The 18,453-nt window shown below is 45.7% G+C and carries 13 protein-coding genes, 1 tRNA gene and 1 other RNA gene; 11 read left to right on the forward strand and 4 right to left on the reverse strand.

Going from position 1 to position 18,453, the window contains the following annotated elements; all coding sequences use genetic code 11:
- Positions 1-1,700 precede the first annotated feature (1,700 nt).
- Together HMPREF0670_RS01555 and ffs are read right to left on the reverse strand one after the other, a co-directional pair.
- Positions 1,701-1,774, reverse strand: a tRNA-Thr gene (locus HMPREF0670_RS01555).
- Between the two features lie 2 nt (positions 1,775-1,776).
- Positions 1,777-1,875, reverse strand: an RNA gene (ffs, locus tag HMPREF0670_RS15475) — signal recognition particle sRNA small type.
- 382 nt (positions 1,876-2,257) lie between these two features.
- Between ffs and kdsA the strand changes: the two genes are divergently transcribed.
- From kdsA to HMPREF0670_RS01610, 11 genes are all read left to right on the forward strand, one after another.
- Complete coding sequence (kdsA, locus tag HMPREF0670_RS01560) at positions 2,258-3,043, forward strand: 3-deoxy-8-phosphooctulonate synthase (RefSeq protein ID WP_009229404.1); 786 nt, start codon at positions 2,258-2,260, stop codon at positions 3,041-3,043.
- A gap of 41 nt (positions 3,044-3,084) precedes the next feature.
- Positions 3,085-4,071: an SIS domain-containing protein gene (locus HMPREF0670_RS01565; RefSeq protein WP_009229405.1), complete on the forward strand. Its 987-nt coding sequence runs from the start codon at positions 3,085-3,087 to the stop codon at positions 4,069-4,071.
- Between the two features lie 24 nt (positions 4,072-4,095).
- On the forward strand, positions 4,096-5,367 hold the full coding sequence (locus HMPREF0670_RS01570; RefSeq protein ID WP_009229406.1) for a phospholipase D-like domain-containing protein: 1,272 nt from the start codon (positions 4,096-4,098) through the stop codon (positions 5,365-5,367).
- 540 nt (positions 5,368-5,907) lie between these two features.
- Positions 5,908-7,020 carry an SPOR domain-containing protein gene (locus HMPREF0670_RS01575; RefSeq protein ID WP_044077593.1) on the forward strand — a complete coding sequence of 371 codons (1,113 nt, stop codon included), beginning with the start codon at positions 5,908-5,910 and terminating at the stop codon, positions 7,018-7,020.
- Between the two features lie 42 nt (positions 7,021-7,062).
- The gene (locus HMPREF0670_RS01580) at positions 7,063-7,593 is read left to right on the forward strand and encodes an FHA domain-containing protein (RefSeq protein WP_009229408.1); all 531 of its coding nucleotides are present in this window, start codon (positions 7,063-7,065) and stop codon (positions 7,591-7,593) included.
- Positions 7,594-7,842: 249 nt separating this feature from the next.
- Complete coding sequence (locus HMPREF0670_RS01585) at positions 7,843-8,556, forward strand: cell division ATP-binding protein FtsE (RefSeq protein WP_009229409.1); 714 nt, start codon at positions 7,843-7,845, stop codon at positions 8,554-8,556.
- A 34-nt stretch (positions 8,557-8,590) separates the two neighbouring features.
- Positions 8,591-9,910: an aspartate kinase gene (locus HMPREF0670_RS01590; RefSeq protein WP_009229410.1), complete on the forward strand. Its 1,320-nt coding sequence runs from the start codon at positions 8,591-8,593 to the stop codon at positions 9,908-9,910.
- A 131-nt stretch (positions 9,911-10,041) separates the two neighbouring features.
- A complete protein-coding gene (lysA, locus tag HMPREF0670_RS01595; protein ID WP_009229411.1) occupies positions 10,042-11,205 on the forward strand; it encodes a diaminopimelate decarboxylase in 1,164 nt (387 codons plus the stop codon).
- Positions 11,206-11,272: 67 nt separating this feature from the next.
- Positions 11,273-12,394, forward strand: a complete 1,122-nt coding sequence (locus tag HMPREF0670_RS01600) for a glycosyltransferase (RefSeq protein WP_232213841.1) — start codon at positions 11,273-11,275, stop codon at positions 12,392-12,394.
- A gap of 5 nt (positions 12,395-12,399) precedes the next feature.
- The gene (locus tag HMPREF0670_RS01605) at positions 12,400-13,524 is read left to right on the forward strand and encodes a hypothetical protein (RefSeq protein ID WP_009229413.1); all 1,125 of its coding nucleotides are present in this window, start codon (positions 12,400-12,402) and stop codon (positions 13,522-13,524) included.
- Positions 13,525-15,525 (forward strand): fructose-1,6-bisphosphatase, encoded by a 2,001-nt coding sequence (locus HMPREF0670_RS01610; RefSeq protein WP_009229414.1) that lies wholly within the window; start codon positions 13,525-13,527, stop codon positions 15,523-15,525.
- 110 nt (positions 15,526-15,635) lie between these two features.
- Here the strand turns inward: HMPREF0670_RS01610 and HMPREF0670_RS01615 are convergent, their stop codons facing one another.
- Positions 15,636-16,589 (reverse strand): hypothetical protein, encoded by a 954-nt coding sequence (locus HMPREF0670_RS01615; protein WP_009229415.1) that lies wholly within the window; start codon positions 16,587-16,589, stop codon positions 15,636-15,638.
- A gap of 1,482 nt (positions 16,590-18,071) precedes the next feature.
- On the reverse strand, positions 18,072-18,332 hold the full coding sequence (locus HMPREF0670_RS01620) for a SemiSWEET family transporter (RefSeq protein WP_009229416.1): 261 nt from the start codon (positions 18,330-18,332) through the stop codon (positions 18,072-18,074).
- Between the last annotated feature and the right edge of the window lie 121 nt (positions 18,333-18,453).

Consider the following 18,453-nt stretch of genomic DNA (forward strand, 5'->3'; position numbering starts at 1 on the left):
CTTATTCTCTCGACGTAGCCCGCTACGTCTTCAAGAATAAGGCAGACAATATGCTCAACAATCAAACAAAATCTGCGCAGGCTCTAACGACCGATATGGGTTAAATCTGCATATTGGCGGGCTAAGTTGGACACCCAAATGGTGCAAACGCTGTATTAACGAACACAATATTGTGCATTATATAGAGGTGTTAGGTCGGGTTTCTGGCCTAACGCCTTTTTGTTTGTAACGCCTGTTGGTTGTTTGTTGTGTTGGGCTTACTAAGACTATGCAGCCGTCTTGGCTTTTAATGTTTAATAAATTGAGCGCAGTTTATTTTCTTTGAGATGCCAACACAAGATAAATACCCCTCTCTTATACGGAGTGCAGGACAATTTAACGCACTGGTTTTGTCAACTTGCGAAAGCCCAATAACTCACGAGAACCCAACAATTCCCGAAAACATCACCACATCAACTTACAAACTCACCAACACATCAACTCACAAACTTACCACCCCATCAGTTTACAAACTCAAAAACTTATCAATTCACGAGCTCATCAACTCATCAACTCGAAAACTTAAATATTTATATTTTATTTTACAATATCACTCCAAATTTCACTCCGTTATAGCGAAAATATAGGTTGAAAAGTGGGTAAAAAGCCACTATTTCTAGCCTTTCATGTCTTCTTGTTTGTCTGATTTTAAGAACACAACCTGCATTTTGCACCATATTGCCTTTCTAGTTTGCTTGCCAACTCGTATTTTTTTAACTCCAATTACCCACTTTTAGCCCCTAAAACCCCACTTTTTGATGGGTATTTTGCCCTTTTCTGCCATGTGTTTCATGGCTCGAAGAGGTTATGTTTATACCATTTGTGTGGATATATATGCTTAATTGCCTTGCATTTAGCAGCATTTAGCCTTGCGTTTAGCACCAAAACGCACTCCATTTAGCACCAAAACGCAAGGCATTTAGCTGCAAAACGCACTGCGTTTAGCACCAAAATGCACTACATTTAGCAGCAAATAGCCCCAAAATGAGTGCAAATGGCGTTTCTTTTAAATAAAAATTCATTTTGCCGCATGCGCATGCTAACCCTATTTTGCATCAAAACCAACCTTCGCGAGAATCGATTTTTTGCGACAAGGTTGACGATTGGTGGACGGAAAGGGTACTCAGAATGTTAAAATTCTAACTTAAAACTAGACAAAAAGCGATTCTGCCGTATATGCACGCATAGTAACGACACGGAAAGAATGTACGCTTGCGACGGCCAGCGCGAGCGGTTGCAGGGCTTGTTGCACACGGCCAACGGAAAGAGCACCATGCAAACGCAGAAGACATCTGCCATTGACAACCCGTTTTCAACTTGTAGAGAATACATTAAATGACTTCCACTTAGTTGCTTTTAGAAACATAACCACGTTTTGCCAGAGCCAAATGGGGCAGAATTTCAGGTTTTATCGTATATTAGTCAAGTACTTCGTACATGAATGAGGAGTGTTTATCTTGGTTTTACAGCACAAAGAGAATAAGCTCCTTTTAATTTAAAGAAAGAGTAAAAGTCAAGACAACTTCTATAAGTACGTGAATCTGTGATTTCATGGGCTTATAAGTATGTGTGTTTATAACTAGGGGAGTTTGTGTGGGGTTGTTGGGTTTAGGAGATAGGGGAATAAAAAAAGAAGTGTCGATAACGACACTTCTTCGTTGAGCCTCTTGTCGGATTCGAACCAACGACCTCAAGATTACAAATCATGCGCTCTGACCAGCTGAGCTAAAGAGGCGGGGTGGGTAAGCTACTTACATCGCGCCGCTACAACCAACTACCTTTGCTACGTTCCCGTCCTGGAGGGTTCGAAGGGAGCTGGCCGTGCAAGACTTACCCGTTTTGCGGTGCAAAGGTAATACTTTTCCATTAAAACCGCAAGACACACTTTGCTTTTATACATATTTTAACGTTAAAGGCCGTAAATGGAACTGATGTCGCTGGCTTTCTTGTGGCGTTATGCCTGTGGGCTGTGCTTGTGGGTGCGGTGCTTTTAGCATGGCTTTCTTGGGCACGATTGGCAAGGGTATTGTGGGTTGCTATAATGATGGCAAGGAGCTAAGCAGTTTAGTCTGGGTTCTGTTGGTGCGCTTTGTTCGGTCTTTTACACAAAAAGTGAACATAAAGGCCTGCATAATACATTTTTTATTGTACCTTTGCGTAAACAATAAGCATAACTCACAGCTAAGTCCGTGCCGCATTCTCCGCGACAAGAACGCGGATGCACGGGCGAAAGCCATTGATTGGACGAAGTATGAAAACGACATTTATCGCTGGGCCTTGCGTAATAGAAAGCCAAGAACTGTTGTACACGGTTGCAGAAAAGCTGGTGGAGATAAACCAAAAGTTAGAGGTTGACATTATCTTTAAAGCCTCTTTCGACAAGGCTAACCGAACGTCAATCAGCTCTTTTCGCGGCCCTGGACTAGAGCGGGGACTCGAAATGTTGGCTAATGTGAAATCCAAATATGGATTGAAGTTGCTTACCGACATTCACGAAAGCTGCCAAGCCGAGGCTGTGGGGCAGGTGGTAGACGTGTTGCAAATACCTGCTTTTTTGTGCAGACAAACAGATTTGCTGGTGGCCGCTGCCAAAACGGGCAAGGTTGTGAACATAAAGAAGGCCCAGTTTTTGAGTGGGCCCGACATGAAATACCCTGTGGAAAAGGCGAAAGAGGCCGGTGCAGCCGAGGTTTGGCTCACCGAACGCGGCAATACCTTTGGTTACAACAACCTTGTGGTAGACTTTAGAAACATTCCCGACATGAAAGAAATCGTTCCAACGGTTATCATGGACTGTACGCACAGCGTGCAACGTCCTGGCGCAATGGGTGGAAAAACAGGTGGCGACCGCCGATTTGTGCCATCAATGGCCCTTGCCGCAAAAGCTTTTGGCGCAACGGGCTATTTCTTTGAGGTGCACCCCAATCCCGACAAAGGTTTGAGCGACGGCCCCAACATGCTTGAACTAGACAAGCTTGAAAACTTGATTGCGAACCTATTATAACAAATACGTTCATCGAGAACATATACGGAGAAGAAACACTTATGTCTACATTGGCAACAGATTCGACAGACAACAGGCTTAACAATGTGAGGGCATACGCCACGCAATGCCTGAAAGATGAGGCGCAAGCACTGCTCGACCTTATTCCGCAACTAGACCATCATTTCGACAAAGCCGTGGAAATGATGTTCAATTGCAAGGGTAAGGTGATTGTAACGGGCGTTGGAAAAAGTGGAAACATCGGCGCAAAGATTGCCGCAACGCTTTCTAGTACGGGCACCCCTGCCTTTTTTATTAATCCGTTGGACGTATATCACGGCGACTTAGGCGTGATGACGGCCGATGATGTGGTGCTGGCATTGAGCAATTCGGGGCAAACAGACGAGTTGCTGCGCTTTATTCCTGCCATATTGCATCGTGATGTGCCGCTCATTGGCATGAGTCGCAACCCCCATTCGTTGCTGGCCAAATACAGCGTGGCCCATATTACGGTGAAGGTAGACAAGGAGGCGTGCCCCCTGAACCTTGCTCCTACAAGCAGTACCACGGCTGCATTGGCTATGGGCGATGCCTTGGCGGTGGCATTGATGCAGGTGCGCAACTTCAAACCCACAGATTTCGCGAGGTTTCATCCTGGTGGCGAGTTGGGAAAACGATTGCTTACCACAGCGGCCGACGTGATGCGGGTAGACGATTTGCCCGTTATACCACGCCAAATGCACCTTGGCGATGCCATCATACAGGTGAGTAAAGGTAAGCTGGGGCTTGGAGTGTCGGTAGAAGACGGCAAGATTGTTGGATTGATTACCGATGGCGACATTCGTAGGGCGATGGAAAAATGGCAGGCCGAGTTCTTTAACAAGACGGTTAACGACATCATGACCACCAATCCTAAGATTGTGTTGCCTACGACAAAGATTGCCGATATACAACAGATAATGCAGAAATACAAAATACACACGGTACTCGTGGCAGACGAAAATGAAAGGCTTGTTGGCATTGTAGACCATTACCGATGCATGCTGTAAGGTCTCTGCAACACTTAACGAATTATGATTGAACCATCGAGAATACGCTCGCTCCTTTTATCGCTCCTTATATCGTTGGCTGCCTTGTCGCAAGGCAGCGACTCGCTTATCGTGCAACAGATGCGCGACGAGGGGGTTAAGTTCTCCCATAACAACTCGGTGGTGCTGCTCACCACGGGGCAGGAGAAGTTCGACGACATGTTTTCGGCCATATCAAGGGCGCGACATAGCGTGCATTTAGAATACTTTAATTTTAGAAACGACTCCATTGCCGACCGCCTTTTCGAGTTGCTTGTAGAGAAGGCGAACGAAGGTGTGCGGGTACGCGCCTTGTTCGACGGATTTGGAAACGACTCGAACAACCGCCCATTGAAGAAGAAACACCTGCGCACCCTGCGCGAAAGGGGCATCGAAATCTTTGAGTTCGACCCTGTTCAGTTTCCCTGGGTGAACCATGTTTTCCATCGCGACCACCGCAAAATTGTTGTCGTAGACGGCAATGTGGCCTATACTGGCGGCATGAATGTTGCCGACTATTACATCAAGGGCACAGAAGTGGTGGGGAGTTGGCGCGATATGCACTGCCGAATTGAGGGACAGGAGGTGAATACCTTGCAGGCTATCTTCTTGAAAATGTGGAATAAGGTGGCCAAACAGAACGTGCATGGGGCAGAATATTACCGCGGAAACGATGACCTTGGTTACTTTGACAACTTAAAGCCCGACACTTGTCAGTCGGCTGGAAAGAAGATGGTGGGCATATTAAACCGCGAACCACGCATTTCAAATAAGATTATTCGGAGTTTTTATACCAAGGCTATCAATGATAGCCAGGATAGCATTAAGCTCATCAATCCATACCTTACGTTGAATAGGGCGTTGAAGAAAGCTTTACGCAACGCGGTTAAGCGTGGCGTGAAAGTAGAGATAATGGTATCTACCCACAGTGATATTCCTTTAACGCCCGATTGCGTTTTCTACAATGTTCATAAGCTAATGAAACGCGGCGTAACGGTTTGGATGTACGAGCCGGGCTTTCATCATACCAAGGTGATTATGGTGGATGGTAAGTTTTGTACTGTGGGCAGTGCCAACCTTAATGCGCGTAGCCTGCGTTTTGATTACGAAGAGAATGCCGTTATTGTGGATAAGGAGACAACGCAACAGCTGTCTGACCTGTTTGATAAGGACAAAGCCGACTGCTTTAAGCTGACGCCCGAATCGTGGAACAAGTTTAGAACCCCTTGGCAGAAGTTCGTTGGCTGGTTTGCCCACTTGTTGGCGCCGTGGTTGTAGCCCTGTTTGTTACATCAGTAGCAAGTCTTAGTGCGATTTGTTATTTCTTGTCACCGTACACCATATAATATGGTAATAAATGTTTACGTGCGTTTAGTACTGTTTAGTACTTTTGTATCAATTATAGAAGTGCTAGGTAAGAAGGGTTATTGCTTGAATGGAGGGTAGAACACAGAAGATAAACGTTTAATAAAGGGGTGAATATCTATGTGGTAAACCTGTTGCGGAGTAGATGCGGATTGTTATAAAAGTCTTTTCTAATAGCATGTTTTACTGATAAACGGCACGCTGCTCTTCGTGTGAAGCGCATAAATATTGAGTAAAAGGAATAGGGCGTGTTGCTTAATGTTATGGATGTAGTGTTGGTTGCAAATCGTGGTAGGTGCTTGGTTGTGAGCAGTTAGCGTAAAGCTTGGCGAAATTCGTTTACAGATTTTTGGATGTAATAGAGTTAAATTATCATTATATTTCAGTAAAATATTATCCAAAATATAACTTTATGCGTTTGAACTATGGGGGAAAAATCGTAACTTTGCATTCGTGATTGAACTACATAGACATATCGAAATCTTACTGCTGGATAACGACTGCGTCATCATTCCCGACTTTGGGGGATTTATGGCGCACCATGTTGAGGCTAGGTACGACGACGGCGACCATACATTTCTGCCGCCGACGAGGACGCTTGGGTTCAATCGCCAACTCCGTTTGAACGATTCTTTGCTTGCTCAATCGTATGTTGAGGCCTACGATTTGAGCTATCCTGAGGCCTTAACACGTATTGCGAGCGAGGTTGAAGAGATGCGCCAGCACCTGCACAACGAGGGGTATTACGAATTGAACGACCTTGGAGTGCTTTATTATGCAGATAATGGCACGTACACTTTTGAACCTTGCGAGTCGGGCATCCTCACGCCATCACTTTATGGGTTGGGTTCCATTGATATTGTGCGCCTTTCTGTTCAGGATGCTTTCAGCGAAGTTCCTGCTGTTGAATCAGTCGGCAATGTGCAAGAAATCGAAGCGGCAAGAGTTCAACAACGTGAGTCTAAGCCCATTCTACTAGAAATGGACGAAGCGGCTAAGTCGCTTTCCAACAGCGATGCGGAAGAGGATAACGACGACGAAACCAACAATAACGACCTTATCATCCCCGTTGCTTGGGTTCGAAACGCAGTTGCCGTGTGTGTGGCGGTTGTTGCATTCTTGCTTTTCCCCTCTACCGTCACCGAGGGCGAAGTGAACACCATGTCGCATAGCGTAGTAGATACAGGTCTGCTAACATCTGTGATGCCCAAAGAGATGATAAAGGGCACAGAGAGTATAGCCGAGATAAAGGCGCCTGCGACTTCTGTTGCTAAACAAACGGCACCAAAGTGCGAACAGGCCAAGCCAACCGAGGCCAAACACGCCAACCAGACATTTTATTGTTTGGTTCTGGCTAGCAAAATAACAAAACGCAACGCCAACCGTTATGCCCAAATGTTGAAGGATAAGGGCTACGATAAGACCGAAGTGTTGGTTGATGATAAGGACGTGAAAGTTACTTATGGCCGTTACGAAACAAAGAACGAAGCTTATTTGGCTTTTGGAAAATTGCATGGCAAGGCTGAATTTAAGGATTGTTGGGTGATGCGCAGCGACGTTCGTTGAGCAGAATCGTCTTACATGTAGAATTAAACACACTAACAAAGCATGAAGAGAGTAAGATGTCCGAAGTGCGACAATTACATAACTTTCGACGAAACACGTTATCAAGAAGGGCAATCGCTCTTTTTTCAATGCCCAGATTGTGGTAAGGAGTTCGGCATACGCATTGGCGTTTCAAAGTTACATAACCGTCAAAAGGAAACAAACGCCGACGAACTAGACTGCAAAGACCACTGCGGCACGCTAACCGTTATCGAGAATGTGTTTCATTATAAGCAGGTTTTGCCCCTCCGTATGGGTAGAAACGTTATTGGACGATACATGAAGAATAGCGGAATAAACTGCCCCATAGAAACAAACGACCCAAGCATCGACATGAATCACTGCGCTATTGAGGTGAGCAGAGATAAACGTGGGCGTTTGAAATATGTGTTAAGCGATGGCCCAAGCTACACGGGGACATTCGTTGACAATGAGATATTGGGCGACCGAGAGCGGCGTTTGCTCGAAAACGGTTCGCTGTTCACCATCGGCGCAACAAGCATTATCTTGCGAACACTAGACGAAGAGGACTGATTCTGTCCTCTTTTTTTGTGCTCGTTATTTTATGTTTCAGGCTAGTTCTCTTCTAAACAAATAATGTGAAGAAAAGTAAAGCGCACGTGCGTAGATGCAAACAAATTGCAGAACACGCGATAATAACCCCCATTTTATTTCGATTTTGTTGAACTTATCGCAATAAAATCACTAACTTTGCACAACTTGTACCGTGCAAGCAATTAATTGGCGCGGGCTATTGTATTTCATAACAAAACGAGATGGCCAATGCTTATAGAATATAAAAACGTAAATGTTTACCAAGACGACCGCGAAGTGTTACGCGGCGTTGATTTTCATGTAGACGAAGGCGAGTTCATCTACATTATAGGTAAGGTGGGGACTGGCAAGAGTTCTTTCCTCAAAACCATCTACTGCGAACTGGACATTGACGAAGAAGACGCCGACACGGCAGAGGTGTTGGGGCGCAACTTGAAGACTTTGCGTAGGCGAGAAGTTCCCGCACTAAGGAAAGAGTTGGGCGTGATATTCCAAGACTTTCAACTACTTCACGACCGAAGTGTATGGGAAAACTTGCAGTTCGTGCTTAAATATACGGGATGGAAAGACAAGGCTGAGCGTGCCGAACGTATCGAGAAGGTTCTGGCCGACGTGGGAATGAGCGATAAGAAACACAACATGCCCTACGAACTTTCGGGTGGAGAGCAGCAGCGTATCGCCATTGCGCGTGCCATCTTGAATAATCCGAAAGTGATTATTGCCGACGAACCAACGGGCAACCTCGACCTCGACACGGCCACGAACATCGTTGCCTTGTTGCGCGACATCACACAAAGCGGTACGGCCGTGGTGATGTCTACCCACAATTTGTCGATGCTGAGCAAGTATCCTGGCATTGTGTACCGTTGCGGAGACGGAAAAATAAAAGAGGTTACCGACGAGTACAGTAAGATAGACCTCACCGAAGAAGACGACATTTAAACATAGTTACACTTACTTTTAGCTTACATTGGGTATGAAAGTGATGAAATTTGGAGGCACTTCCGTTGGCTCCCCCAACCGTATGAAGAACGTGGCGTCGCTCATAACGGCATCGGGTGAACCCACGTTTGTGGTGCTCTCGGCCATGTCGGGCACTACAAATTCACTTGTGGAAGTGGCCGATTACCTTTATAAGAAAAACCCCGAAGGGGCCAACGAGGTGATAAACAACCTGGAAAAGCAATATGTAAAGCATGTTGACGAACTGCTTGCAGACCCTCAACACCGGGAAAAGTTGCGCGCTTTCCTAGTAGATGAGTTCAATTACCTTCGTTCGTTCACCAAAGATCTCTTCACTAGCTTTGAAGAAAAGACCATTGTGGCGCAAGGCGAAGTGATAAGCACCAACATGATGGTTAGCTATTTGCAGGAAATTGGTGTTAAGGCCGTGTTGCTTGATGCCTTAGATTTCATGCGAACAGACAAGAACAACGAACCCGATATGGCTTTCATCAGAGAAAACCTAGCTCGACTGATGGAAGAGAACCAGGGCTATCAGATATACATCACGCAGGGATTTATTTGCAAGAACGCGTATGGCGAAACAGACAACCTCTTGCGTGGAGGTTCTGATTACACGGCCTCACTAGTGGGCGCAGTATTGCCTGCCGATGAAATTCAGATTTGGACAGACATCGACGGCATGCACAACAACGACCCACGTGTGGTAGATAAGACCGAGGCCGTTAGGCAACTGAACTTTGAAGAGGCTGCCGAGTTGGCCTACTTTGGCGCGAAGATATTGCACCCCACATGCGTGCAGCCGGCCAAGTATGCTGGCATCCCCGTGCGATTGAAGAATACCCTGGACCCAGATGCCGAGGGAACCATCATCAACAACGAGGTTTTGCACAACAAGATAAAGGCCATCGCCGCCAAAGACAAGATAACGGCCATCAAGATAAAGTCTAGTCGCATGTTGCTTGCCACGGGTTTCTTGCGCAAGGTGTTCGAGATATTCGAGAGTTACCAAACGCCCATCGACATGATTGTAACTTCCGAGGTGGGCGTTTCGATGAGTATCGACAACGACTCGCATCTTGAAGAAATCGTCGACGAACTTAAAAAGTATGGCACAGTTACCGTAGATACAGGTATGTGCATCGTTTGTGTGGTAGGCGACCTTGATTGGAACAACGTTGGATTTGAAACATTGGTGACCGATGCGATGAAAAACATCCCTGTAAGGATGATTTCGTATGGTGGTTCCAACTACAACATCTCCTTCCTAATCAAAGAAGAAGACAAGCAAAGGGCGCTGCAAAGCCTTAGCCACAAGCTTTTCAATTCCTAACAATGTGAGCTTCGGTGCCAGCACGAGGCCTTGTAAGGCAGGCCGCTGACTATTATTTAGGCACCGCGCGTTGCATCTGGTTGCACCCCGCACACTATTGCATAACACTCTTGGTTGTAATTTAATTAACGATGATTAGTTTACCTACACACGCATTTAAGCACCTGTCTACACCTTTTTACTATTACGATGAAGGCATGTTGCGCGCCACGCTCGATGCGCTGAACGAGCAATTGGCTCAACATCCAAACTTTATCGTGCATTATGCAGTGAAGGCCAACGCCAACAAACGCATTTTGCAGACGATGAAAGCGGCTGGTCTGGGAGTGGATTGTGTAAGCGGTGGCGAAATAGAGGCGGCATTGCGTGCTGGCTTTAAGGGCGACAGCATTGTATTTGCAGGTGTGGGTAAGAACGACTGGGAAATAAAGCTGGCCTTGGAAAACGGCATTTTCTGCTTTAATGTGGAAAGCATAGAAGAACTAGAAGTTATTGAGCAACTTTGCAGCGAACTGAACCGAACGGCTGATGTGTGCCTGCGTGTCAACCCCAATGTGGCTGCCCACACGCATGCGAAGATAACAACGGGTTTGGCCGAGAACAAGTTTGGCATCCCCATAGGCCATGTTCGGCCAACCATCGAGAGGTTACAAGTATTGAAACGCATTCGTTTTATCGGTCTGCACTTCCACATTGGGTCGCAGATTGTAGACATGAACGACTTTCGTGAAGTCTGTACGAGTGTGAACAGCTTGTTGAACCTTTTGAAACAGCATGGCATCGAACCCGAACATATAAACGTGGGCGGTGGGTTAGGAATAGACTACGACAATCCCGACACGCATGCCATACCCGACTTTAAGGACTATTTCGACACCTATGCTCGGCATTTGCAACTTAATGAGAAACAAAAGGTACATTTCGAGTTAGGTAGGGCGTTGGTTGGGCAATGTGGTTGGCTGGTTTCGCGAGTGCTCTATGTCAAGCAAGGACAAAACAAACGTTTCCTCATCCTCGATGCAGGAATGAACGATTTGCTCCGTCCAGCCCTTTACCATGCTCGGCATCAAATCTTAAACCTGTCCAAACCATCAGCTCCAAGCGAAGTGTATGATGTGGTTGGCCCCGTTTGCGAGTCGAGCGACGTATTTGGCAGCGATGTTGTTTTGCCTGCAAGTCATCGTGGGCACTTGGTTGCGATATGTTCGGCAGGTGCTTATGGCGAGGCGATGGCATCGCAGTACAATTGCCGTCAGTTGCCTAAGAGTTATTTTAGTAGCGATTTAAACATTTAAAACAAGCCTTATGGTTTTAACCTTATATATTGATGCAATAACGATAGTCTGCTGTGTATCGTTAATTATGCTGTTTTTCATCTCCCTGTTCTGCAATCCTTTCTTGCGGGGCAGACGCTTGAAGAAGTTGGCTTTGGCGAATGCTGAAATCGAAGTGGACGTTACCGACGCCTCCGCCACACCCGTATCAATTATCATACCCATATTGGAAGACGCTCCCGAACTGGCTACAATGGTAGAAACGGTGCTGCAACAAGAATACGCCGCGCCTTTCCGCGTGATATTGGTTGCCGACAAAGGCAATGCGCTAGTAGAGCGGTTGTCGGCCGAACACAAAGGAGACAAACACTTATATTGCACCTTCGTGCCCAATTCTTCGCGCTACATGAGCCGCAAGAAACTAACGTTAACCATTGGCGTAAAGGCAGCCGAAACCGATTGGGTCGTTATCATGGAACCCACATGTGTGCCAACGTCTTGCAAATGGCTTGCCGCGTTTACCCAAAGTCTCACAGACGACAAGCGCCTAGTTGTTGGGTACACCGCACTCGACACCGATGCCAAGACCTCTTGGCGCATGCAGCAGTTTAGGTCAAGTTTTTACATACTCACCCGAACCATCAAAGGCAAGCCTTATTGCCATGCAGGCGGAGTGGTGGCCATAAGGAAAGACGACTTCATGAAACGCGACGGCTTTTCGGGAAACCTCAATCTGTTGCGCGGCGAGTACGATTTCTTGGTGAATAAGTTTGGCGACGAAGGCTCTGCTGCGGTGGCATTGCATCCCGATGCGCATACGCAGACCAAGGCGCCCACGCTAAAAGAGTGGCGCACGCTGCAACTTTTCTTTTGGGAAACGCGCAAAAGCCTGCAAAGGGGAGGGGTCATTAGGTTCTTGTTCAACCTAGACAACATCATGCTTTACCTCAACTACATCGTTGCCGCCATTTGTTTGGCCTACGGATTGATAGAGGAAAGGTGGTTCATCGTGTCATTGGCATCGGCCAATCTGTTGCTCACCATCGTGTTGCGCATACTTTTTGCCCACAGAGCCATTAAGATATTCAAGGCTTGCATACCCGCGTGGCGCGTAATAGGGTTCGAATTGATGGTGCCTTGGCGCAAGATGCGGTCGTATCTCAAATACATGAAGGCCGACAAATACGAATTTACAAGCCATAAACTCTAAATTAGATGAACGTGTTGGTGTACATATCAAAAGGTGTATCAGATGTTGACAGACAATATCTGACAACGCTTTTTGCCCTTTTAGATACCAACCCCGACATCGAAATAACATACGATGCACCCCTGTGGCGACACGATTTCTCCCTATTTCATATCTTTGGTTGCTGGGATGCCAAGGCGCTACGCCTATACAACATGGCATTACGCACGCATACGCCCGTGGTGTTGTCGCCCTTTGGCGAACTAAACCCCTGGCGAATACGCAACCTTCTGAAAGTAAAACGCATGCTGCTCAACATTCCTGTGCAACGGATGTTGAGTAGGGTAGAGGTGGTTCACGCTTGCGGACAGTTCGAAAGCGACACACTAAAAAGCCTAAACGCCACCGCAAACATCGTGCGTATAGACAATCCACGTATCAGTGGAGCCATTGACACTGCGGACATGGCTGCCCAATTTGTGCGCCTTTATCATAAAACGCTCAACACCTGGCCTGCCACGATGCTCACCGCGGCCGACCTCGAACTAGTGGGTGCGTTGGTGCTTGCCGGCATAGATGCCGAAATGTTCGCCGCAATGGACTTGCGCCTCGAAACCATCGATGCGCTTACAACGCCCCAATGGCGGTACGTATTGATGTATGCCGCACAAGAACGCGTGCTCGACTTGGTGAGAAAAGGACTGGAAAGGCTGCAAACCGAAACGCCTTCGACCGACCTTTCTAAGTTCGAAACCTTCTGTTTCGACCCCATTCCCGAAGACGACAACCTTGCTGAGGGAGAAGAACAAGAGGCCGAGGACGAACAACAAGAAGAGACGGACAACCCTGACGACAATTCCACTGTCGATGGTATCGTCGAAATTGTGCGTACTTTGTACGATGCCCTGCCCAAAGACACGGCACACCTGCAATTGTTGGCAACGCTTTACGCCAATTTAAGGCTCACCGATTACGACGAACAGGCACTTGTGCAAGCACTAAACAAGGTTAAGCTGTTGCCCTTTTTCAGGCGGGTAGAGAGCGTTATGCACCATTTGTTCAAACTGCCCGAAGGGTTCATGCCCATTCTTCCGCTCAACGACAAACAAACAAAAAGCTTAACGAACAAGATAACTAAGGTTTACTATTAGATGATAAAGAAGAAATACGAGATAGAACGCGACTTGCGCTACCTTACACTCTTGGCGCAATCGTTCCCAACTGTGGCCGAGGCTAGCACTGAAATTATCAACTTGCAGGCCATACTTAACCTGCCCAAGGGCACAGAACACTTCTTGGCCGACCTGCATGGCGAGTACGAGGCCTTTCAGCATGTGCTGAAAAATGCATCGGGAAACATCAAACGCAAGGTGAACGAGATTTTTGGAACCACGTTGCGCGAGGCCGAGAAACGCGAACTGTGCACGCTGATATACTATCCTGAACAGAAACTGGAGCTAGTTAAGGAGAGCGAAACCGACATTAACGACTGGTATCACATCACCATTCACCAACTTGTGAGCGTATGCAGAGACGTGTCGAGCAAATACACGCGTTCGAAGGTACGCAAGTCGTTGCCAACCGACTTCAAATATATTATACAAGAGTTGCTGCACGAACGTGTTGACGACTCGAACAAGGCCGCTTATGTAAACGGTATTATCGAAACGATAATCAGCACAGGGCGTGCCGACGATTTTGTCGTGGCCATTTGCAACGTTATTCAGCGTTTGGCCATCGACCAGTTGCACATACTTGGCGACATATACGACCGCGGACCAGGGGCGCATGTCATCATGGACACGATGGAACGCTACCACAGTTGGGACATACAATGGGGCAATCACGATATGCTTTGGATGGGAGCGGCTGCCGGCAACGTGGCATGTATCTGCAATGTGATACGTCTGTCGTTACGCTATGCCAACCTCACCACGCTCGAAGAAGGCTACGGCATCAACCTTGTGCCGCTTGCCACTTTTGCAATGGAAACTTATGGCGACACCGCATGCAAGGAGTTCGTTCCGAAGAGCAGTGGCGAGTCGATGAAACTCGATGAAAAAACAATGCGGCTTACGGCACTTATGCACAAGGCCATTGCCGTGATACAGTTCAAGGTAGAGGCACAACTCTTTGAAAAGCATCCCCATTGGCAGATGACCAACCGAGCCGTGTTGCGCCACATCGACTATACAAAAGGTGTTATCACGCTCGATGGAAAGGAGTACCAACTTACCAGCAACGAGTTCCCAACGATAGACCCCAACAATCCGTTGGAACTTACGCCCGAAGAGAAGATGTTGGCCAAGCGTTTGCGCCACTCTTTCAAGGTGAGCGAGAAGTTGCAACGCCACGTACGCCTGCTTTTGCAGCATGGTTGCATGTACGCCATCTACAACAACAACTTGCTTTTCCATGCCTCGGTGCCGCTAAACGATGATGCTACACTTAAAGAAGTGGAGGTGTTTCCTGGGCAAACCCTTTCGGGGCGAAAGCTATTGCACAAAATAGGCATGCTTGTTCGCACTGCCTACCAAAAGGATGCCGAGCCCGAAGAACGCGAATATGCCATTGATTACTTTCTTTATCTGTGGTGCGGACCCGACTCGCCCCTCTTCGACAAATCGAAAATGGCCACCTTCGAACGTTATTTCATCGCCGAAAAAGAAACGCATAAGGAGAAAAAAGGCAACTACTTTACCCTGCGAGACAACGAGGCGGTGGTTGACAGCATTCTTGATGCCTTCGATGTTAAGGGCGAAAACAGGCACATCATCAACGGGCATGTACCCGTACACGTGGCCAATGGCGAGAATCCAATAAAGGCCAACGGCAAGCTAATGGTCATTGATGGTGGTTTCTCTGAGGCTTATCACAAGGAAACGGGCATTGCAGGCTACACTTTGGTATATCATAGCCGTGGTTTCCAATTGGTTCAGCACGAGCCATTCGCCAGTGCAATGGATGCCATTCGCACAGGAAGAGACATTAAGAGTACCACGCAGATTATAGAAATGTCGTCGCATAGAATGTTGGTGGCCGATACCGACAAGGGTGTTGAACTGAACAAGCAGGTGGCCGACTTGGAAGAACTGCTCTATGCCTACCGACATGGCATAATAAAAGAGGCCGAACGGAAGAAACAAGAATAAAAAGGTTAGCCCCAAGCAAGCATTGTCTTGCTTGGGGCTAATACTTTTATACAAATAACACGAAGAATGTAAGTTACAAGCAAAGATACAACTTCATGCTATCTTAGAACTTAATTTCTTTTGTTCATATATATATTGTGGTATTCTATATTTATCGGCTTTTGTCCTGTCTCTGCTATACTAAGTCGTACATAACTTATAATCTTGTTATCCACAGGGGGTGCGCCTCTTCCTTGTTCGCTATTGTGAAACCATATAGGTTTTCCTTCAACAAAATCTCCTGTATATGTGTTTTCATCATAGATAATCTCAAAAGTTATTTTCTTATTTTCCTTTTCAGCCAAGAATTTGTCTGTTTCGGCTGTCCTGTCGTTCACTTGGAAGTAGAAAGCATTATGGCTACGTGACTCTTGGAAAAGGCCACCACGTTTATCTTCTATCTCAACCCACCAAGCCTCAAGCTTTGTGCAATTAAAGCTTATTGGAACATCACCAATTACTGAATAGCTTTCTCCCTTTTTAGATTTTGAACAGCGTGAATCTAATTTGAATGTACCAGGGACCAGTGGCCTAATAAGTAGGACGTACTTCGTGTTAGGTTGGATTAATATTTCTCCATCCTTTAGTTTCGATTCTTGCATAATCTTTTTACGCTGTGCAGGAGCTGTGTTTTTGTCTTTGTATGCCTTGTAATTGGCATCGGTGAAAAGCCACGCTTCGTAGTCTTTTCCCAAAAGTTGATGTGGAATGTTGCCTACACTATAAGGATTGAACTTGTAATCATATTTTTCAGCATCTCCTGATCCTGTTATTTCTAGATCATAACGTATAAAGTCTCCAACTTTAACGGAGTTTAGGTCGGAGTAGGGCTGACCATCTAAGTTCTCTTTTACGCTAACCTTAATGTCTCCTAGCCTCTCATCATTCAGGTCATCATTGTTACCACAAGCCGCAAGGCCCATCACTACGGCGCAAGTAGCTATTTTTGCCATTGTGACCATTCTTTGTTTAAAGGTAAGCCATCTCATTAGGGGCTCAAACCATCGTTGTTCTTTTGGAATCATAAATTCTGCGGTTAAAATTAGTTTTGTGTTTTAGAATATACCGCAAAGTTGATTCTTTTTATTTGATTATTTTAAAGTGCGTAAAATGTTATAAAACATGTTTGGTTACCTTTAACCATGATAAATAAATATAATTATTTGTTTATGATGTTTTATTTTGCTAATCAGATAACTTACTGAAAATAATAATGGATAAAACGAACAAACGCAAGTGCTAGGATACCACGTCGCATCGATTTAGATTGGTGGTTTGGACAAAAGTTTTTCATTCTGAAGATAAATAAAGTAAGTTTACAAATTAGCAAGACCGCTTTTGTGTATTGCTCTTCGGGATTTTTCTCGATCTTATCTGGTATCTTTGGTTTATTCCTTCACTAACACCATTCACTATACACATCTATAGGAAGTAAGCTAAATCTGCTCTCGCCGACTTATAAACTTGTCAACTGGTTCATTTATGGCCTTATCAACTCGGATTTTGTAATGTTTTTACTGCGTTTTTTAACATTATGAGTGGCCTTTTCGATCACCAATCGCTCACCTTGCCGCAAAAAATCGATTCTCGCGAAGGTTGGTTTTGATGCAAAAAGGGGGTTGTTGTACATGCTGGCAAAATGAATATATATTCCCCGAAACCGCCATTTACACCATTTTTCGGGCTATTTGTAGTAAAATGAAGTGCGTTTTGCCGCTAAACGCAGTGCAATATGCCGCTAAACGCAGTGCGTTTTGGTGCTAAATGCGGTGCATTTTGGTGCTAAACGCAAGGTAAAATGGTGCTAAATGCAGGGTAAAATGCCGCTAAATGCGAAACGAAAAGCATAAACATCCACAGTAAATGTATAAACAAAACCTTTTAGATTCATGAAACACATGGCCAAAAGGAGCGAAACAACAGTTAAAAAGTGGGGTTTTAGGGGCTAAAAGTGGGAAATTGGGGTTGAAAAAATACGAGCTGGCAACCAAACTAGAAAGGCAAAATGGTGCAAAATGCAGGTGTCGTGCTTAAAAATAGACAAACCCCAAGGCGTGAAAAGCGAGAAATAGTGGTCTTTTGCCAACTTTTTAGCCAATATTTTCGCTAGAATGGAGTGAAGAAAGGAATGGTTTTGTAAAATAAAAGCAACAATTTAAGTTTGTGGGTTTATAGACCTATGAGTTTGTGAGTTGATGGATTTTGAGTTGGTTAGTTGATGAGTTAACCAGCAAACGAGTTGACAAGGGTGGAGGGTTCGCCACTTTATGTGATGACAGGTTAACAAGTTGATGGGTTAAATGGTTTACGAGCTGACGAGTTAACAAGTTGACGAGTTGACAAGTGGATGGAGTCGACAAGTGGCTGCGTTAACAAGTTGGTGAATTGATAATTGGGTAAGCGTTATGAGTTGGTAAGTTAATGGGTTTAGCGGTTTTGGCTTGCGAGAAACTTCACAGCATCATAAACTCATCAACTTACAAGCTCATAACAAATCTAGGATTGGCTTATAGCGCGGTGAACGCAGCGAAGAACCCGAAAATAACGCCTGGCGAATTGGCCAGAACCAAAGGAAGGTCGCGCTTTTCTTTAAACAAACCGTAGCAAACCCATAGCGTGCAGTTGATGCCTGCCATGAAAGGCTGAATAAACGAGCCTTTGTTGCCGTTCAAATTCTCCTGTATTTGTGGAAAATAAAACACGTACATAAGGATGGAGGTACACATGCCCACCCATCCTACATAACCAAAAAACTTTTCTTTCTTCATCTCTAATTATCTAATTAACGTTGTGTGAAACTATAAATGGGTTGACTGGTTGACGAGTTGGCCAGTTAACGAGCGAACTAGTATGATGGGTGCATGCGTTTATGAGTTTGTATTACATTCG

Origin of the sequence: Prevotella sp. oral taxon 317 str. F0108, from assembly GCF_000162415.1 — a bacterium.
GTDB classification, from domain to species: domain Bacteria; phylum Bacteroidota; class Bacteroidia; order Bacteroidales; family Bacteroidaceae; genus Prevotella; species Prevotella conceptionensis.